The following is a 19,233-nucleotide window of genomic DNA, read 5'->3' on the forward strand; positions in this document are numbered from 1 at the left end:
ACAGGTTGCTTTGTTTTTATTTGCTTTGAAACACTTTCTTAAGGTAGGCCACATTGGCCCCATAATTGGCTTTTACGTTTCTAACCATGGAGGTATCTCTGGAACGCTCTACGATTAACCAACCCTTCCAATACATATTATCTAAGGTTTCTTTTATTTTTGGCAGGTCAATAGCCTCATCATTTTCAATCCATACGCGGTCGGTATTCGAAGCATGTATTTGTGCAATGTTTTCTCTACCAAGCGTTTTTAGTTCTTCTGAAATGTCTTTGCCCTGTTCTATAGCTTTAGCAAAGTTGAATGAGATTTTTATATTCTTGTTAGCTATTTCTTCCAGAAGTTTGACTTCTTCGGCAGCATCTAACGACGTTTCTATGGCTATAACACCGTTGATTTTATCGACTTGCTCGCCAGCCCATCTCAGTCTTTCCACTATGGCGGGTCTTAGCTCGGGATGTTTTACTAAATCGCCCTCGGTTCCTAAAGGTAAGTAAGCAATTTTAACATCCATATTTTTCATGGTTTCGATGCAATCAGACACCATTTTTTTTACGGTGGGTCGCTCGGCAAAGGACTGGGCATAGAATCCGGACATGGCTATGGAACTGATTTCTACGCTAAGTTCTCTGGATTTGTCTATAAACTTTTGGCGCTCGGTAGAATCGCTTAATTTACTTTCAAAGGTTTCTCTACTGCCCAGACTGCCCATATCCAACTCAATACCATCGGCGTTGATTTCTTTGGCGAGGTCGAAAGCGCCTAACTTCTGACGTTTAAGTATCATCCAATCACAAACAGCAACTTTGTAGCGGTCTTTTGTGGGACCAGGCCAAACACCATCTTTAATTGGGAAGGTTACTAGTTTGGAAGGGTCTACTTTTACATATTTAATTTTTTGTCGGCGCCAGGTGTAAACAATGTGCAGCATACCATCAGATCCTTGTATGATGGATGGGTATGAATACTGACTGATTCTGGAGTCTTCTAATACCAGAGCAGCCTCCCAGTTAATACCGTCTTTGGATATGGATAGGTTTAATGGGGTTCTTATGCCTTTAACGGCATCGCCATCAGGCAATACGTGGTTGTAAATAAGTGCGTGCTCGCCGTTTTGCATGGTCACGGCATCGGTACCTGAATTATTGTTGGGAATACTCAATAACCCAATATCACCCCAGGTTTTTCCATTGTCTTCAGACCAAATACTAAACAGTGCTCTGTTTCTGGTGCGGCCTATGGCTTGTAATTTCCCTCCCTCGTGAATGAGAACACTAGGTTGTATGGCGTTGATGTTGTTAGGCCCTTTAGGAATAGTATCGGTAATATTCCATGTTTTTCCAAAATCTTTGGTGTATTCCATGCGTAGATTCCATCCGTTCCCTTCGGTACTTGATGGACATAACAGGGTACCATCACTCAACAATACAGGTTTGTTTTTAATGGGCCCTAAATAATCTTCAGGAAGTTTTTCAGGTTCAGACCAGGTGTCTCCATTATCTGAAGAACGCATGAGCATGCCCCACCAATTGGATGGATGTGGGCCTACCTTATAAAACAACATTAAATCACCATCGGGAATTTGAAAGAGCACCGGATTCCAGGTAGGATACCTAAGCGTATCGTTTTGTACGCCATTGGCAACCTCAACGCCTTCAGTCCATGTCCCGTTTTTACGTTTGCTTACCCAAATACCAACATCAGGGTGACGTTCATAAGTGCCACCAAACCATGCGGCTACTAATTCGCCGTTGGAGGCTTCTACTATGGTAGAAGCATGACAAGACAGGTAAGGCGCTTTATCGTAGATGAATTCATCAACCAAGATACCTTCTTTCCATGTTTTATCTTCTAATGCTATCTTTTTTTCTGCTTCTTTTTGCTTACAACTGCCTAATATTAGAAGGCTTAAAAGCATGAATACGGCCTGTAATTTTTTCATGTTATTGTATTTGTTTTGTTGGTTTTGAGTCTTTATTCATAAGTGTTAAAACTACATTTTAACACTTGCTTTACTATCCTGTACCATCCCGAGTTTACCTAAAATATTTTACGGGCGTTTATGGTATGAGTTCCTGATTTTAATGTGATGATGGTTTGGTTGTTTTCTGTTTTGTACGTGCCGTTATTTTGGTCCAGCTTGTTATTATCTATTTTTATTTTGGATACGTCCGCGGATGGCACATGTACGCTTGCACTGGTGTTTGGCGGAACTGTAATGGTCCACTCCAAAGAGCCTTTGTTCTTTTTCCAATGGCTTTTAATGAGACCGTGACTGGATTTGTAGGAGGCATTTACATAGGTAAGGCCTGCATTGAAATCGGGAGCCATGATGATTTTCTTAAAGCCAGGTGCCTCGTCACTGCTTTTTATGCCCGCCATGTTTTCGTAATACCATATCATGAGGTCGCCCAATAGCATGACGTGGTTTTGGGAGTTCATGGACGGGTTGGCGGTGTTACCATTCCAAAGCTCCCAAATGGTTGTGGCCCCATTTTCTACCATATAACCCCAACTGGGATAGGTTTTGTTGGATGCCAACGTATAGGCTAAATCACCTCTACCAAATTGGGTAAGGGTACGCATGAGGAACTGGGTTCCTACCACCCCGGTACTAATGTGCCCGTTTTTAGTAACTTCTATTTCATGTACCATGTTTTGGAAGACTTTTTCTTTTAAGTCTTCAGGAACCATATCAAAAGCCAACGGCAACACATTAGCGGTTACGGTATTGTTGGCATAGCTATAGGTCTCTTTGTTTAAATATTTTTTATTGAAGGCTATTTTTACGCGGTTTGCAAGAGCATCATAGTAACTGATATCTGAGGCTTCGGCACCACTTATTTTTGCAAATTTTTTCATGAGTTGTAACAAATGGTAGTAGAAAGCACTGGAGAGTACTTCGCCATCGGTTAATCGCGTAGGGTCTTGGGAACGGATAATTTCCAAAGATTCCGGTGGCACACACCAATCGCCGTACTTATCCTTGGTCATGAGGTCGTCTTTCATGTATTGCTGTTCCATGTAGGTTATCCATTTTTTCATGTATGGATAATGTTGTTTGATACCTCGTTTATCACCAAATTGTTGATATAGCATATCAGCAACTTTGATATAAGCACCCTGCCAGGTTACTCCATCGCCGTAGTAACGCCAAAAAGCGGGCGCTACATCTGGGATCCCCCCATCTAAGGTTTGGGAATATTTTATATCGTCCAGCCATTTGGCATAGAGCGTCTGGTTATCGAATATAAAACTTTCACCATAGGCTCCTGTGGTTCTGTCGCCCAACCAGGGTTGACGTTCGTTACGTTGGGGACAATCTAACGGCATACCTTTGTAGTTACCACCTATGCCCCAATAGGCATTTTTAAAGATTTGGTTCATGGTTGTATTGGAACATTCGAAGGTTCCGGTAGTTTCCATATCGTCGTAAACCACTTTCCCTATGAAATCGTTTAAAGACGGTTTATTAGTCAGGCCTTTAATTTCTACAAATCGGAAGCCGTGGTATACGAAAGTGGGTTCCCAGACCTCCTCACCGTCGCCTTTCAAGATATATTCGTCAGTTACTCTGGCATCGCGCAAATTGGCAATATAGAGTTCGCCGTTTTCTTTTAGGGATTCGGCAAATTTCATGGTGATTTTTTGTCCGCGTTCACCCCTAACTTTAATTTGTAACCAGCCGACCATGTTCTGCCCCATGTCCAGGATGTAACTGTTGTTGGGGGTTTTAGTCATGGTTAGGGGGGTTACAGTATCTTTTATGGTCATGTTGGGGGTCATTTGGCCTTCGTAAAAACCACCGGGCTCTTGAACCCACATAAGGTTTTGCCAATTGCTGTCATCAAAATTGGTGGTGTTCCAATTGGGCATTTCTAGTCGGGCATCATAAATTTCGCCGTCGTATTCGTTGTTGCTTCGTATAGGGCCAAAGGGAGTAAATTTCCAGCTTTCGTCGGTTCTTATAATCTCGCTACTCCCATCTTGGTATTGGATATCTAGTTGCAGCGCCATTTTAGGAAACCCGAAGGTTTTTATTTTATAGGGCTTATATTCTAAGCGCATGGCAAAGTAACGGCCATTTCCCAGAATGGTTCCTAGTACGTTGGCGCCTTGTTTTAAATTATCAGTCACATCGAATACGTTGTATTTAACATTCTTAGTATAATCCGTTGGTACGGGTGCGAGTACCTGATCGCCTATTTTGTTTCCATTAATAAAGAGTTCGTAAAGTCCCATACCCATAATGTAAACTTTAGCACTCTTGACTTGTTTTTTTATGTCGATTTCTTTTCTAACGTACCGGGCGGATAGTCTGGAAAACTGACTCACGCTATCTCCTAGAAAGAGGTGGTTGTTGCCTATCCATCTTGTAGATTTCCACTCGGCATAGGTTAAGATCCCCATGCTCCACCAAGCCATATCACTCCAGGCAGTTTCACCTTTATTGGTCCATACTTTCACTTTCCAATAGGCTTCGTCTTTACTATGAAGTGTTTTTCCTTTGTAGACAACATTGATAGAGGCATCGCTTGTTACTTTCCCTGTATCCCATAAATCGGGTGTATTAGCTTCTAGTTTTTCGGGTGTGGATGCCACCATGATGTGGTAAGCTTGCTGTTCTACACCGGTTGCATCTGTTGAAAACTGCCAGCTTAGTCTGGGTTGCAGGACGTCTATACCCAATGGATTTGTAAGCATCTCACACTGCAATTGATGTACGTTGATGGTGTTTTGTGCAAATGCCACACATACAATTAATAATGTAATTATTTGTAATGCTATTCTTTTCATCTCGTTAGTATTGATCTTATTAAATTTGTTAGTTTATGCCTATTTTAAACTATTGTAAACATACTTTAATCCATTGTAAACTTACAATGTGTCATTGTAAAACAACAATAGCTTATTGTAAAAAGACAATGCGGTATTGTAAACCGTCAATAAATCATTGTAAAACAACAATGCGTCATTGTAAAAAGACAATGAGGCATTGCATATTTACATGGAGCCATTGTAAACCAATTTTTCCAAAGTTTCGGAGGCAGCTACTTCTTTTCCGTTTTTAAATATTTTAAATCCTTTACCTCTGTTATATTTCTCCCCGGTTTTGTCCCATAAAATAGTGATTATATTGCCATGATACAATAGATTATCTAAACAAAACCAATCCCATTGCTCTGCAGGAATAAGCGGGTTCACTTCTATGGTGTCGTCGGCACGGGGGCGTAACCCTACGAGTCCGGTGATGATTAAATCATTGAATGTGGAATGGTTGTAGTACCTGCTGCGCTCTCTGTCGCCCATGAGCCAATAGCCCGTAGTTTCGTCCAAGTACTCTCCTATGTATGGTCGCCCGCGGTAATACTGCGATTCCACATATTTATTCATTTGTTTGAAATAATCTGCTTTGTCGACTTTATTTTGATTGTAATTGTTCAATACGTTAGCCATAGCAGTAAGTGTTTGAGACGTCGCAAAGGGCCATACGGCGCCATCCCATTCGCAGGTGCCTGTGCCGTGACTTCTAAAACGCGGACTTCTACGCTCAGCGGTGGTTAAACCGAAAGGCGCATCAAACCCCTTTTCGTTTTTAACTTGTTCCCAAGCCGCTTCATAACCTTTGTTTTTTTCTGGCAGGTTGAAGTACCAGGGTATAAATCCAATAGCCTCCCGTACTTCAGCCAAAGTATCTTTTTCGGTGAAGGTTTCAAAAAAGGTGTCTTCGGGATTCCATAGTTTAGTTTCTACAAGACGTTGCATGGTGTCTGCTTTGGCTTCGTAATAGGCTTCGTTTTTGGTATCCCCTTTTAGCCGGGCTATGTTTGCCAATGCTTTGGCGTTACCGTACATGTAGCTATTTATGGTAGGCCGTGCATTTTTTACACGACGACCACCACTTAAAGATTCTTCCATGCCATCTTTTACATCGTGCTGCCAAAAGAGTCCATCGGGGCGTCTGCGTTCGGCTTCCCAGTAATCGTAATCTTTAATTAGGTCTGGGTACATGTCTAACAGGAATTTTTCATCTTTGTTAACGAGGTAGCGGTTGTAAAGAGCGTTGGTGGTCCAGCTACTAAATTTCCCTAGTTTTTCCATACGACCGCCGTCATTACCACGGTACCATAAGTGAACGTTTTGCTCTATGTATGCCGGGTTATGAATCCAACGGAATTCATAAATATGATGTCCTAAAGCGCAACTAATCAGATTGTATTTATCGGCATAAGAGCGGTTTACTAAAAACTCGGTAATACCATAGCCTTGCGGGGTTTCCGTAATGTGTTTTCTAAGCGTCCACCAACGGAAGTAGAAGATTTCTTCAAAGTTTTGCTGTGGGCACTCGAACAGAGGGATGTTGCTTTCCATCCATTGCCACGCATCTTTATTGGGAATGGCTTTGGCGATGTTTTCGTCCTCCATATTGTTGAAGTAAGTGACGTAGTGTTTAAAATCGTCAGCTTTTAAAACTGAGGGACCTGCTTCTTGGGTTTGAGCAGACTTGCAACTGCTTAGACTTAAGGTTATAAGCAAAAGGAGTGCTTGTAGGTAATTGTTTTTTCTCTCGCAAAGACGCAAAGGCGCAAAGCTCTCACTCTGAACTCTGAACTCTGAACTCTGAACTATTTCACTATTATCAATCATACCCTTTTCTATTTAATTTTCTCTTGTTATTTTATTATTCTATTTAGCGTAAAATGTATAGGTCCTACCCGCTTTCATGTTTATGTCGTATTCGTAATATTTTGGTAGCTTGAAAGGTTCTATGGCTACTTTTTCTGAAATAATGGGTTCTTTTACGTTGACTTCGTAATATAAGGGATTGGGGTTTTCACCTCGGGCTTTTCTAAGCGACGTTCCTTTGCCTGCTTTTAATGGGGTTTCTAATCGAAGTCGACAGTTACCGTCTATTTTGGGTTGTATAATTAATTGGGTGACTTGGTTGTTTTCCCATGTCATGTCTATTTCAAATCCGCCACGGGCGATGAGACCTTTCACGTGGCCGTTTTTCCAAACACTTGGCAAGGCCGGTAATAAGTGGATGGCACCTGCATGACTTTGCATAAGCATTTCTGCGATACCGGCTGTGCACCCAAAGTTACCATCGATTTGAAAAGGTTGGTGAGCGTCTAACATATTAGGATAGGTACCACCACCTTTGCGCTGCTCCGGGGTTACGAGGTGTAATTGATCCTGAAGAAGTTTGTAGGCATGGTCACCATCCAACAGTCGCGCCCAAAGGTTGACTTTCCAGCCCATGGACCACCCAGTGGATTCATCGCCACGATATTCAAGAGATTTTTTTGCTGCCTGAAACAACTTGGGAGTATTTAGGGGAGCTATTTGATTGCTAGGGAAAAGTCCATATAAATGCGATACGTGTCTGTGGTCGTCTTTGGGGTCGTCCCAATCGATCATCCATTCCTGTAATTGTCCGTGTTGTCCAATGCGCATGGGTGACATTCTTGCCAAGGCATCACTTAGTTTTTGTGCAAAAACCTGGTCTTTTTGTAATATATCGGTGGCATGCATCACGTTGGTAAACAAATCGAATACGAGTTGGTTATCCATAGTGGTGCCTGCGGCAATGGTTGACTTACCGTCTTCTCCCGCATGGGTGTTCTCTGGAGAACTTGATGGCACTACCACAAGGTAACCGGACTCAGGTTCGGGTATCATAAAATCCAAAAAGAAGGTGGCCGCTTCTTTCATAATGGGATATATCTCTTGCAAATAGGCTTTGTCGCCTGTGTAGAGGTAACGTTCCCAGAGGTCCTGACTTACCCAGGCGCCTCCTGTGGGCCACATGCCGGAGGCGGCATAATCGATGGGACCTGTAATACGCCATATATCGGTGTTATGGTGCAATACCCATCCGTTGGCGTTGTATAAGGTTTTAGCACTTTCTTTTCCGGTTTCGCTCAGCTCTTTTGCCATTTGGATGAAGGGCTCATGCATTTCGGACAGGTTGGTTACCTCAGCCGGCCAGTAATTCATTTCGGCATTGATGTTCATGGTGTATTTACTTTCCCATGGCGGGAACAGCATATCGTTCCATATCCCTTGCAGGTTGGCAGGTTGTCCACCGGGTTGTGAACTGGATATTAAAAGATACCGCCCAAACTGGAAATACAGAGCTGCCAATTGGGGGTCGAATTGGTTTGCAAAGTTTTTAATACGCTGGTCCGTGGTTGCTTTAACGGCATCGGTTTGACCTAAGTCTAAAGATACTCTGTTAAAGAAGGTTTGGTAATAGTCCACATGCGCTTTCTTTATGGTTTGAAAGTCTTTGGTTATGGCTTTATCAAGATAGTTTTTGCTTTTAGCCACTTCATCCTCAGTAAGCGTTTTGTAATCTTTAAAATTAGTAGCAATAGATATGTAAATGGTCACCTCATCGGCTCCATTTACACTCACGATGCCATTACTTACCGTCACATTACCGCCTTTATTTTTTGCTTCTAAACGGCCTTGAAACTTAACACGTCCTTTTTGTTTTTCCCAGGTACTGGTTACTCCGGAGAGGGTAATTTGGTTGTCTTCGGTAGTGGTTAGGGTTTTATCAAAAGGACTATTCATGAACAGGTTACAGGTGATTTTCCCGGGTTGGTCTGCGGACAATTTCATTACAACGACCTGGTCTGTAAATGCGGTTAGTACCTCTCTGGTAAAGGTAACACCGTTGACTTTGTACTGTACTTTGGCAGTGGCGTTTTCAATATCTAAGTCCCTGTAATAATCGGTGTAATCCTGATGACCGGGAAAGGACACATACACACTACCGAAGGTTTGATAAGGCATCCCGTTATTGGTTTGCGACATAATATCACGAGTTGCCATATCCTGCGCTTCTTTGTATTTACCATCGAAAATCAATTGCCTTACTACAGGTAAGGCTTTTAAGGCTTTGTCGTGAGCATTGCTGTTAGGTGATCCGGCCCAAATAGTTTCTTCGTTTAACTGCAAACGCTCCACAGCGGGATCACCAAATAGCATAGCTCCTAAGCGTCCGTTACCAATTGGCAGGGCTTCGTTCCATATAGAAGCGGGTTCATCGTACCACAGTTTTAAGGGGGTTGTGTTTTGTGCAATAAGGGTTTGCCCGGCAATGAGCAGTAACAGGCTTACTAGTATGTTTTTTGTTCTTTTCAACATCATTTTATTTATAATTCTTTTCTCCAAACATTTGGTATAGGGCATCGATATCTTTTAAGGCATTGCCAGGGAGCTTTTCACCTTTATCTCCAAAGACATAGAGATTTTCATATGGCTCAACAACGCAACCGGATTCGTCGATGTTGCCTTCTTTATCCTTAATTTTTTCAATATCAAGATCTAAATATTTCGCCATAAAAGGGTACATGGCCATACGTTTGGATTCACCATAGTCATGGCCTTCGTTTCCGAAATGGGCATTTTCTAACAAGTCTCCTTTTCCGTAAAAGCCATACGTGCGTTTTATAAATGGGTACTCAAGTTCAGGAACAGCTAGCGTCCAATCTTTTCCATCAGAAATGATTAACTGGGGTTTGGGAGCAGCCATAGCGGCGACTTCTGCATTGTTAGTGCCGTTACCACATAGGTGGAGTCCGCGACCACTTTCACAAGGACAGCCTCCTGAAAAATGAGAGGACACCATAACAACGGGTACAGAAACGGTAACTCTATCGTCCAATGCAGCCAGGAACATGGTGTGCGACCCGCCACCGGACCCCCCTGTAACACCTACTCGAGAGGCATCGGCATGTTTTAGAGTGGTTAGGTAATCTAATAAGCGCATGCCGCAAAGGACTTGTATGGTAGATGCGATACTGTTGCGGTGGGTTTCAGAAGGGAATTGTAATGTGGATTCTCCCCAAGCGAATAAATCGAAGTTTACCACGATAGCACCCATTTTGGCAAGCATCGCGCTTCGTATTTGTTCGCTTTTGCGGTAGCGCCCATCACCAAAATGACCATTAGGCATCACGATGAGGGCAGCCTTTTTTCTAAGGGGATAGGGTTTGTATATAGACCCGGTAGCATAAACCCCTGGCAATATTTCTAAACCTATATTTTCTACGGTATAGCCTTTGTATTTTCTTTGTTTGGTGAGGATGGGCTTGCTGTTAGGGGTTGCAGGGGCTTTGTCTAATCCTAAAGCGGTTATCATGCATGCTTTGAGGTCAGCCTTGCGTACTTCCCAAGCTGCTTTGTTATGGTATAACCCAGAAAGGTAGTCTAAACGTTCTTTCCCTTCAGATACGGAGACTTTGTGATATTCAAACTTACGGATGCTATAACTGCCGTCGGCTTGTTTGAAAGTCATGAGGTTTAGAGGAGCAAGGACATTCGCAAGGGACACTTCCAAATTACCGGGCTCTATTCTCCAATCGGCGTAATCGAGGGTTTTGTCTTTAAGGAGGTTTCGGTCGTCATTGATGGCGACGTTGAAGATGGTTTCTATTTTTTGGATAGTATGTGCAACGGGCTCGTTAAAGTTGGTATCGGAGGTTTGAGCGTTTAGTAGGAGCTGATTACTGAGCCCTACTAAAATTACTACAATGTATTTTATTGCTGTTTTCATCTTCTGTTTATTCTCTACGAGGAATTTAATATATGGGTTATTACCTTTCTTTTCTACAATACTTTAACCGCTACGCGGTAAGTTCCAGAGCCTAGTTTAAAATACGGCTTTTGATTGTCTTTATATGTGATGTCTTTGTATTTTTTGTTGTTTATGGTGACTTCGCTGCCTTTGGCTATGGGCAACTTAATAGTTGCGGTAGTATTTACCGGAATTTGTATGTTTAAGATAAATTGGCCTTCTTTTTTCTCCCATTCGGAAACGATGGTACCATACACAGATTGGTAGCTTGCTTTTACGAACGTAAGGTCGCCCACAAATTCAGGTTCTATATAGAAATGTTTGAATCCAGGGTGGGTGTCGTCAGGGACAATACCTGCCAAGCTTCTATAAAACCATTCTTCAATTTGCCCCATCATGAAGTGATTCCAGGAGTTTCCTTTTCTGGGATCCCATTGCTCGGTAAGTGTGGTAAGTCCGAATTGTATTTGGAAACCATAACCGGGCGTATCGTAATGGTTATGCATTTTGTACATAACTTCGTTTTCATTATTTCTGGCAAGTGCTTGAAACAGGTAGCGGTTACCAACATCGCCCGTGGTTAATCGGTAGCCTCTGGATTTGATATCGGCCAATAGGTTATTAAGGACGGCTGTTTTGTTTTCGGGTGCTACGATGTCCATAAAAATTGGTACGGCATTACTAAACTGACTGCCAGTACCGTATTGTTTCGTGTCTTTGTTATAAAAGGTGCTGTTAAATGCGTTTTTTATATTGGTAGCCAGAGTTTCATATTTGGCGATGTCTTCTGTTTTATTGAGCAGTTTGGCTGCTTTGGCTACGAGGTGCGCACCGTAGTAATAGTGACTTGTTGCAGACAGGGCAATGGGACTGTTTTTGGAGTACCCGGCAGCGTGGTCGCCGTAATCGTACCAATCACCTAATCCATAGGAAACAATATAGTTTTCGGATTTGGAGGTTAGGTAATCTACATACTGCTTCATAACGGGATAGTATGTTTTTATGAGACTATCGTCGCCATAGTATTGGTAATACATCCAGGGAAGAATGACTCCGGTAACACCCCATTCGGGGGAGTCGGTGAAATCGCCTCCAAATATAACATACTCGGGTGCTATGGAGGGAATCATACCGTTATCACGCTGCGCATCAGCAATGTTTTGCATAATGCTAGGGATAAAAGTTTCCATATTGTAATTGTAAATCAATCCGGGGCCATTCAGGTGGGCTTCTTCTAACCAGCCTAATTTTTCACGATGCGGACAATCGGTGAGCACGGCCTGAAAATTACTTTTTATGGCGTTATTGATGAGTTCGTGTGCTTTGTTAAATATGGTGTTGGAACTTTGAAAAGTTCCGGCTTCGCCAGCGTTATTGTACACAAAATTAGACGTAACTTCTAATAATGTGGGGCGTGTAGGGTCGTTTTCTTCTTTGTAGTTAATACTATCTACTTGTATGTACTGGTACCCGTAATAACTAAATTTGGGTTGCCAGGTTTCTACGCCATCGCCCTTTAGAGTATATTGATAGTAATAGGGTTTACCGGAACGGCCTTGCCCTATAGTGCCATCGTCTTTTAAGCCCTCACCTACCCACAGTTTGATACTTTGGCCTTTTTTCCCTTTTACTTTGATGCTAGGGAAACCGGACAGGTTTTGGCCCATGTTAAATACATAGGTATCGGGTATGGGTTGTTTATATTCTTTAACAGAATAGGTTTTTTGGATGGTTACGGGCGGCGCTTGTTGTGCTCTTAATTCGCCACGGGGTGCTTCTTGTACGACGACGCTTTCCCATTGATTGGCATTGAAGTCGGGACGATTCCATCCGGGTTGTTCTAAATTGGCGTTGTAATCTTCACCACCAAACATACTGTTGTAGGTGATGGGACTTGGTGCATAGGTCCATGTGGCATCGGAGTTGATAATCACTTCCGAACCATCTTCATAGGTAACCTTGAGTTTTAAAAACAGGGTTGGGGGCCCGAAGCTGACGAAAAACTTGGCGTAGCGTTCTGCAAGCATGTTGTACATGCCGTTGCCTAAAAGGACGCCTATAACATTGTTACCTTTTTGGAGGACTTTGGGGTTTAGCTCGTAGGTGTTATAATTAACTGTTTTATCGTAATCAGTCCAAAGCGGTGCAAATTCGCTGTTCCCTATTTTCTCACCATTGATGCTGAGTTCATAATGACCTAAACCTGAAACATATACAACAGCCTCTTTTATGCCTTTTGTCAGTTCAAAAGGTTTACGTAATTGGATGCTTTGTCGCGCTAGCAGGTTGGCAGCATCAATTATGGCCTGCCTTTTTTCTTTTTTAAAAGTGGCCGTATGGAAGTTTCGCCCTTCTGGCAAATGACTATCGGCTTTACTAATGGCACCAATCCACGTAGGATTTAAATCGTCGCTACGGGGGGCTGTCCTAAAATAAGCCGTTTCACTCCAAGTAGAAGGGATCTCATCCTGATTCCATACCTTCACTCTCCAATAGTATTTACTTTCACTCTGAAGTTTTTCACCTTTATAAGTTACTAGCTGACTTTGGTTGGTGGTGACTTTACCACTGTCCCAAACATCGGCCTCATCATTTTTTAATTTATCAGGCGTGGAAGCAATACATATTTGATAAGCTGTTTGAGTTACATTATCTGCCGCAGAAATTAATTGCCAGCTAAGTCTTGGGTGTTCATTCGTTATTGCCAACGGGTTTACGGCCCTTTCGCATGTAAGTTGTACAACTTCTATAGCTTTAGTATTGGGAGTAGTACAAGCCAATAATAGGCCTACTATAACGGGTATGAACTTTATGGACCGCAACTTATTGTTTTTTTGTTACTAATGATTTTATGTTGAATACAGCTTCTTGTACAGGTGCACCTGTATTAGGTAAATCTTCGTAATCAGGTGTATCTACCGGGGTATCGGGGTTTGGATAGTATCGTGTTTCACCAGTACGGAACATGATACGGGCAATACCGTCTACAGGTGCAAAGAATATTTGTCCGTTCTCACGACCATCATTGATTGTGAATCTGTAAGAGCGTGTTGTGACGTCCAACGACACGTGGAATTTATATTCTTTTCCTGCTTCGTAGTTCATAATGTTCTTGATTCTGTAACCTGCTTTGAGTTGAAGTTCGCCTTCTGGACTGAATATGAATCTAACGGCAGGTAAGCCTTCTCTGTTTTGGAATTCGATGTGCATCACGCCATGGTCATTTTGTTCGGGCTTCACCACGAAGGTGGCTTCCATTTTCTTTGCAAAGGGTAGTACACGTTCTACTCGTGGATAGTCGAAGGGATCTTCATCGCGCAGGGTTAACCATTTTACACCATCATCTTTTGTTTCTATTTCTGCGGAGCCCCAGGACAAATCATAAGTATTCCACAGTTTTAGTTCTTCGCCATCGGGCAGATTGTTGAATACTTCATTCACATCATGGTCTACGGTACTGGTTACAGGCACGGGTACGGATGCTACCCATATGTCTTCTTTGTTCATACTGTACGTCAACCAAATCTTGCCATCCGGAGGTGTGCCATTGCCTTCTACAATACCGCGTACGTATTGAGGACCTTGTGATTTATAGGCGCCGCCGTAACGTAAGTGTGACATCTCGCCGTGTACTAACAGGAGATCGGTGTAGTTTAAACCATCATCACTGGTAGAGATGGCTAAAGGCCAACGAAACTCGGAAGGGTTGTAAACCGTAGCATAACGACCATCAGAGGTTTTTTGTCCCCAAATTTTAGCATTGCTATTTACAAAACCAGGGGCTCTTAACGGACTGTAATCCCATGTTTTTCCACCATCCTGACTCATGGATGTTAAAGCGTGTTTCCAAAGTCCCACGACATTTCCATTTGGCAAATGATAATAACTAAAGGCTTTGTATCCGCCTTTTAATGGAATAATGGGGTCATCTCTATCGGATTCTTCTACCCATTGTTGTACCATTAACGGACTAGCTAATAATTCTTCACAGGCTTTTTTAAAACCTTTGTCTTTACTCTTGGTATAGAACGGATAATCAGATTTGGAGGCATCCCAGGTTTTGTTATGTCGTATAAAGTATATAGGGCCTAAACTGCCGTCTTTTTTTATTTCACGAATCACACGTCCAATCCCTTTACCGTCGTTGGGATCATCTTTGCGTTCCATCACGATACCGTAATAGGCCAGTGTAAAAAAGCGGTTATCAGATGATGTGAAGAAACCCATACGCTGGTGCATCACAGCCTTTAGGTTTTTAGCCACGACATCCACACCTTCTTTCACATAACCATCGGGAATGCTGTATGGAGGAAATATAACTTCCGGAAAGGTCCAGTTATTACCATCTTTGGAGGTTACCATAAAGGATTGACTTGGGGGAATGTGCTCGCCCACTGGATCGCTTAGGTATTGTACATAATAGGTATTGTTCCAATAGGCGATGTTAGGCCCATGGTTATAGGTCCACCCATAGCCATCGGCTTTTTCCGGGTGTTCTCTACTGGCACGCATCACTTGCTTGGCGTGTACACCTACCGCGGGTCTTAATTGGCCATGATGGTAATCGATATTGGATAGTGTTTCACCTACATAGCGAATGGTGTCTTGCTGTGCTGAAACAAGTGTACTGCTTAAAAGCAGACATACTACAACAAGGGTCATTGTGATTTTGTGATTTACTGGTACTTTAATCATGTTCTTTACTTTTTTCTATTAATCCTTTTAATATACTTTGTGATATGGGTGCTATGGTCCCATGTTTATGCCCTTCCGGTAATTCTATTTCGGATGTGATATCTTCAAAATTTTTAAAATCTGTGGTTCGGGCCGCTTTATAATTTTTTTCACCGTAATTATCGTAATAAATTAGATAATTACCATCCTGTTCTAGCACGGTTGGTCCTTCAGACAAAAACCCGGTGAAGGGTTCTGAGATGTTTTCAAAAGGTCCTAAGGGCGATTTCCCAAAGGCCACTTTAATATTACGCATGGGGCGCGTATTGTCTTTTAATACCAAAACATAATCGTCTTTAGTACGCTTTACAATAACACAATCGATTACACTAAAGCCCGGATCTAAGAATAATTTAGTATCTGAAAAGGTTTTAAAGTCTTTGGTTGTTACATAATACATACGGTGGTTATTACGCTCTTCTTCGATACCTTTCTCGAAACGGAATGGGATGGTCGATGCCCAAATGATGATGTAGCGGTCCTCCTCGTCGTCATAAAAAACTTCGGGAGCCCAGATGTTCACCACATCGGGTTCGTGTTTCATCACGGGAATATATTGTTGCTCAGACCAGTGAATAAGATCCTTAGAATAGGCGTAACCAAACCCAGTGCCACCTTGCCAATCGGTGGTCCATACTAAATGATAGGTTCCGTCTTTGGCTCTGACGATTGAGGGGTCGCGCATGATGTCGCTGTCACCCGCTTCAGGTTTTAGATACGGACCTTTAAGGTCATTCCAATGATAACCGTCTTCACTGTATGCCAGATATAGTCCTTCGGTAGCCGGTTCTCTAAAAGAAGTGAAGATGTAGGCATCTTTTTGTGATACACAACTACAAAACGCTAAAACCAGTACTAATATAAATTTATTCATGGTTGTTTTGATTAGTCTATATTAATTTGTGTGTTTAAGTCCTTCCCTTTTTTTACTATTGTTTTTACATTATTAAAAACATTATGCTTTAAATAAACAGCTTGAGTTGCTTCGCCATCCACTTCTAAAAATATATCGGTGGCGTGCATTGGGAAATTATTATTTACTAAGACATTGTATACATTGGTAAGTTGTATCACGGGTTTGTTTGGTAACGGATTGGCAGTTGCGATATTGTCTAAAATAACACACTCGGTATTTTCTATTTTAAAGGCGCTTCCTATGGTTGTGCTTACTTTAACATCATGAAACTCTACGTCTCGGGCGGTGTTAACGGAAAATCCTTCTTTGCTTTGGATGTCTATATTGGAGAAGGTTACATTTTGTATGGGCATTTCCTGAATTCCTAATATCCTACCAGCCGTATTGACATTGGTTCCTGTAACGTTGCTTATGTGAATGTTTCTGAATATGGGCGTTCTTTCGGTCACAGGTTCTACTACGGTATTTTTATCATAGAACAGATTGAGCATAAAGGCTTCTTGTTTTATGTTGTTCATTACGATATTGGACACTCTGATATCTTCTACAACACCGCCTCTGCCACGTGCTGCTTTTAAGCGAATGCCCCGGTCGGTACCATCGAAAACACAATTGGATATGGTGATCTTTTTTATGCCTCCGGACATTTCACTTCCAATTACTACACCTCCGTGTCCGCTAAGCATCGTACAGTTTGTAATGGTCACGTTCTCGGTAGGGGTTGCCCATTTTCTACCATCTTTGTCCCTACCTGATTTTATGGTTATACAATCGTCTCCTACACTGATGTGACAATTGGAGATGTGCACATTTTTACAGGATGTTGGATTGATACCATCGGTATTGGGGGATGGTGGATTAAAAATTGTTACACCATCTATGGTTACATTGTCACAAAATGCCGGATTGATGGTCCAAAACGGTGAATTTTGAAATGTAACGCCTTCAATTTTTATGTTTTTACATCTAAAGGCTTGAAATAATGGCGGACGGTGGTATAAGAACCCCATTGTGCGTTGGTAATAAGGCTCGGTTTCTAAGCCTTCGTTTTGTTCTTGCCACATCTTTTGATACTTGTTGAGTGGCAGTTTTTCTTTAGCAGTTTCTATGCGATACATTTCCATCCACCAGGCTTTTCCTTGTCCGTCTATGATTCCCCGGCCTGTTATGGTGATGTTTTCCTCGTCTTTTGCATAGATTAATGGAGAAAAACTATTCATAACGGTGCCCTCCCATCGTAGTTGTACAAAGGGCAAATAATGATCAAAATTGTCTGAAAACCTTAAAATAGAACCTGCTTCTAAATGAATGGTTATGTTGCTTTTTAATTTTAAAGCACCGGTAAGGTAATCACCAGCAGGGAAATAAATGGTTCCTCCTCCTTGTTGGGATGCTTTGTTAATGGTTTCTTGAATGGCGTTTGTACATAACTCTCCCCTGTTATTACCGCCTTCTTCTAATATATTTAACCAGCCGTTTTTGGTAGTCCCATAAACAGATGCAAACATGGTAGCCATGCTTATTGAGAGTGTGAGGAATATCGTTTTTAAATTCAAAATAGTTATTTTTTCGAGTTTAACACAAGTACCCAATCATTGCCGTCTTGTTCTTCTCCGGGTGGATCGAAATCATGGGTCCCTTCATTTTTAAAAGTCCCAATAGCTGTGGTTTCGCCGTTTTTAGGGTTATACCATGAAGCTTCCACTTCAGCCCCTTTAATAATGCCCATATTTACAGAGATCATTTTTCCGCTATAGGTATAAATCATGGCATAATCTTCACCTCTAGTTGCTGCTAGGTAATTGTATTTTTCACCTTGGTTCGCTACGAGACTTTCATCAGGCACTCTTTGAAAATAAGGATATTTAAGCATGAGTTCCTTTAAGTATTGCATTTGCCCAGCCCCTGGATCGTCCAAGGCTTCTACCCAATATTTCTTACTACCATAAGCCTCGGGACGCGTATGATTTTCATGCATTTGCATGATGTGGTTATTACCATAGGTAAAGCCAGCAGCACCTGCGAACACAGACCAATAGGCATAGCGTCTCAAATCGTTATCATTCCATAAGGGTTGTAAGGTGTCATGCAAGCCTTGTGGGATACCTTCATAAGATGGTTCACCATCTAGAGTTGGCTTGGCCGGGGTGAGTTTAAAATCGACTACAACGTATTTGTAATTATCCTGACCGTAGGCACGTTCGGTATCATCCTGATCGTATCTTCGGTGTCCAGATTGAAACATATTGAAATCCAACCAGTCTTTATTATGGAAATTGTCGGATGAGTCGGTACGCCCCCTGGGATGGAAAGTTACAAGTCTTTTTGGATTGCTTGCTTTTAATATTTCTCCAATAGCATTCCAAATCTCTGTATTCTTATTACCAAAGGTATCACCTCCGTTTAGCCAGATGATGTTATCACGGTCTTTGAAACGTTCTGCCAAAAAGTTAGCGTAGGCTTTGGCTTGCTCCAAACTAACTTCACCTGCAGCCACAGGTGAGCCCCATACGGGTACCATACCTAAGTATAGCCCTTTTTCTTTAGCAACATCCAGCGCATAATCTACGTGATCCCAATAATCGTAAGCCTCAGCATCTTCAAAATTGCTACCTTCGGTTACAAGAGGTTTTGATATGTCTTTATCTTGTAATGCAGTATCGTCGTATACATTAGAAACGCCCAGGGAGTGGATGGTCATGATTTGAATGACGTTATAGCCTTTTTCTTTACGGTCTTCAAAATATTTTTCTATACCGTCTCTGTCCAGTTTACTGAATGCCAACCAACCGGTATCGCCTAACCAGAAGAATGGTTTGCCGTTTTCGGTTTGAAAGTAATGGCCATTATCGGATACTTCTATTTGCTGGAAGCCTTCGGGTTCTGTTACTACTACTTCGGGTTGTTTTTTTGTGTCTTTACAGGAGGCTAGCATAAGTGCCAATCCTAGAATTGCAAAGGCTTTTAAATGTCGTTGTTGGTGTTTCATTGGTTG

General features: G+C 42.0%; 10 protein-coding genes. All 10 read right to left on the reverse strand.

The features are described from left to right. Positions 1 to 16: 16 nt before the first annotated feature. Positions 17 to 1,939 carry an exo-alpha-sialidase gene (locus tag AC5SR4_RS03190; RefSeq protein WP_495358091.1) on the reverse strand — a complete coding sequence of 641 codons (1,923 nt, stop codon included), beginning with the start codon at positions 1,937 to 1,939 and terminating at the stop codon, positions 17 to 19. 98 nt (positions 1,940 to 2,037) lie between these two features. Next, positions 2,038 to 4,794: a glycoside hydrolase family 78 protein gene (locus tag AC5SR4_RS03195; protein WP_495358092.1), complete on the reverse strand. Its 2,757-nt coding sequence runs from the start codon at positions 4,792 to 4,794 to the stop codon at positions 2,038 to 2,040. Between the two features lie 207 nt (positions 4,795 to 5,001). Beyond that, positions 5,002 to 6,645, reverse strand: coding sequence for an MGH1-like glycoside hydrolase domain-containing protein (locus tag AC5SR4_RS03200; RefSeq protein WP_495358093.1), 1,644 nt, complete (start codon positions 6,643 to 6,645; stop codon positions 5,002 to 5,004). Between the two features lie 39 nt (positions 6,646 to 6,684). Then, entirely contained in the window at positions 6,685 to 9,159 is a 2,475-nt protein-coding gene (locus AC5SR4_RS03205) for a glycoside hydrolase family 95 protein (RefSeq protein ID WP_495358094.1), read from the reverse strand. Position 9,160: 1 nt separating this feature from the next. Then, a complete protein-coding gene (locus tag AC5SR4_RS03210; RefSeq protein ID WP_495358095.1) occupies positions 9,161 to 10,567 on the reverse strand; it encodes an acetylxylan esterase in 1,407 nt (468 codons plus the stop codon). A gap of 53 nt (positions 10,568 to 10,620) precedes the next feature. Continuing rightward, entirely contained in the window at positions 10,621 to 13,410 is a 2,790-nt protein-coding gene (locus tag AC5SR4_RS03215; protein ID WP_495358096.1) for a glycoside hydrolase family 78 protein, read from the reverse strand. Between the two features lies 1 nt (position 13,411). Then, positions 13,412 to 15,283, reverse strand: coding sequence for an exo-alpha-sialidase (locus AC5SR4_RS03220; protein WP_495358097.1), 1,872 nt, complete (start codon positions 15,281 to 15,283; stop codon positions 13,412 to 13,414). Beyond that, complete coding sequence (locus tag AC5SR4_RS03225; RefSeq protein ID WP_495358098.1) at positions 15,276 to 16,196, reverse strand: glycoside hydrolase family 43 protein; 921 nt, start codon at positions 16,194 to 16,196, stop codon at positions 15,276 to 15,278. The genes AC5SR4_RS03220 and AC5SR4_RS03225 overlap by 8 nt, the downstream gene beginning before the upstream one ends. Positions 16,197 to 16,207: 11 nt before the next feature. After that, positions 16,208 to 17,794 carry a glycoside hydrolase family 28 protein gene (locus tag AC5SR4_RS03230; protein WP_495358099.1) on the reverse strand — a complete coding sequence of 529 codons (1,587 nt, stop codon included), beginning with the start codon at positions 17,792 to 17,794 and terminating at the stop codon, positions 16,208 to 16,210. A gap of 5 nt (positions 17,795 to 17,799) precedes the next feature. After that, complete coding sequence (locus AC5SR4_RS03235) at positions 17,800 to 19,227, reverse strand: glycoside hydrolase family 140 protein (protein WP_495358100.1); 1,428 nt, start codon at positions 19,225 to 19,227, stop codon at positions 17,800 to 17,802. Positions 19,228 to 19,233: the final 6 nt, after the last annotated feature.

This window comes from Aestuariibaculum scopimerae, assembly GCF_059428085.1.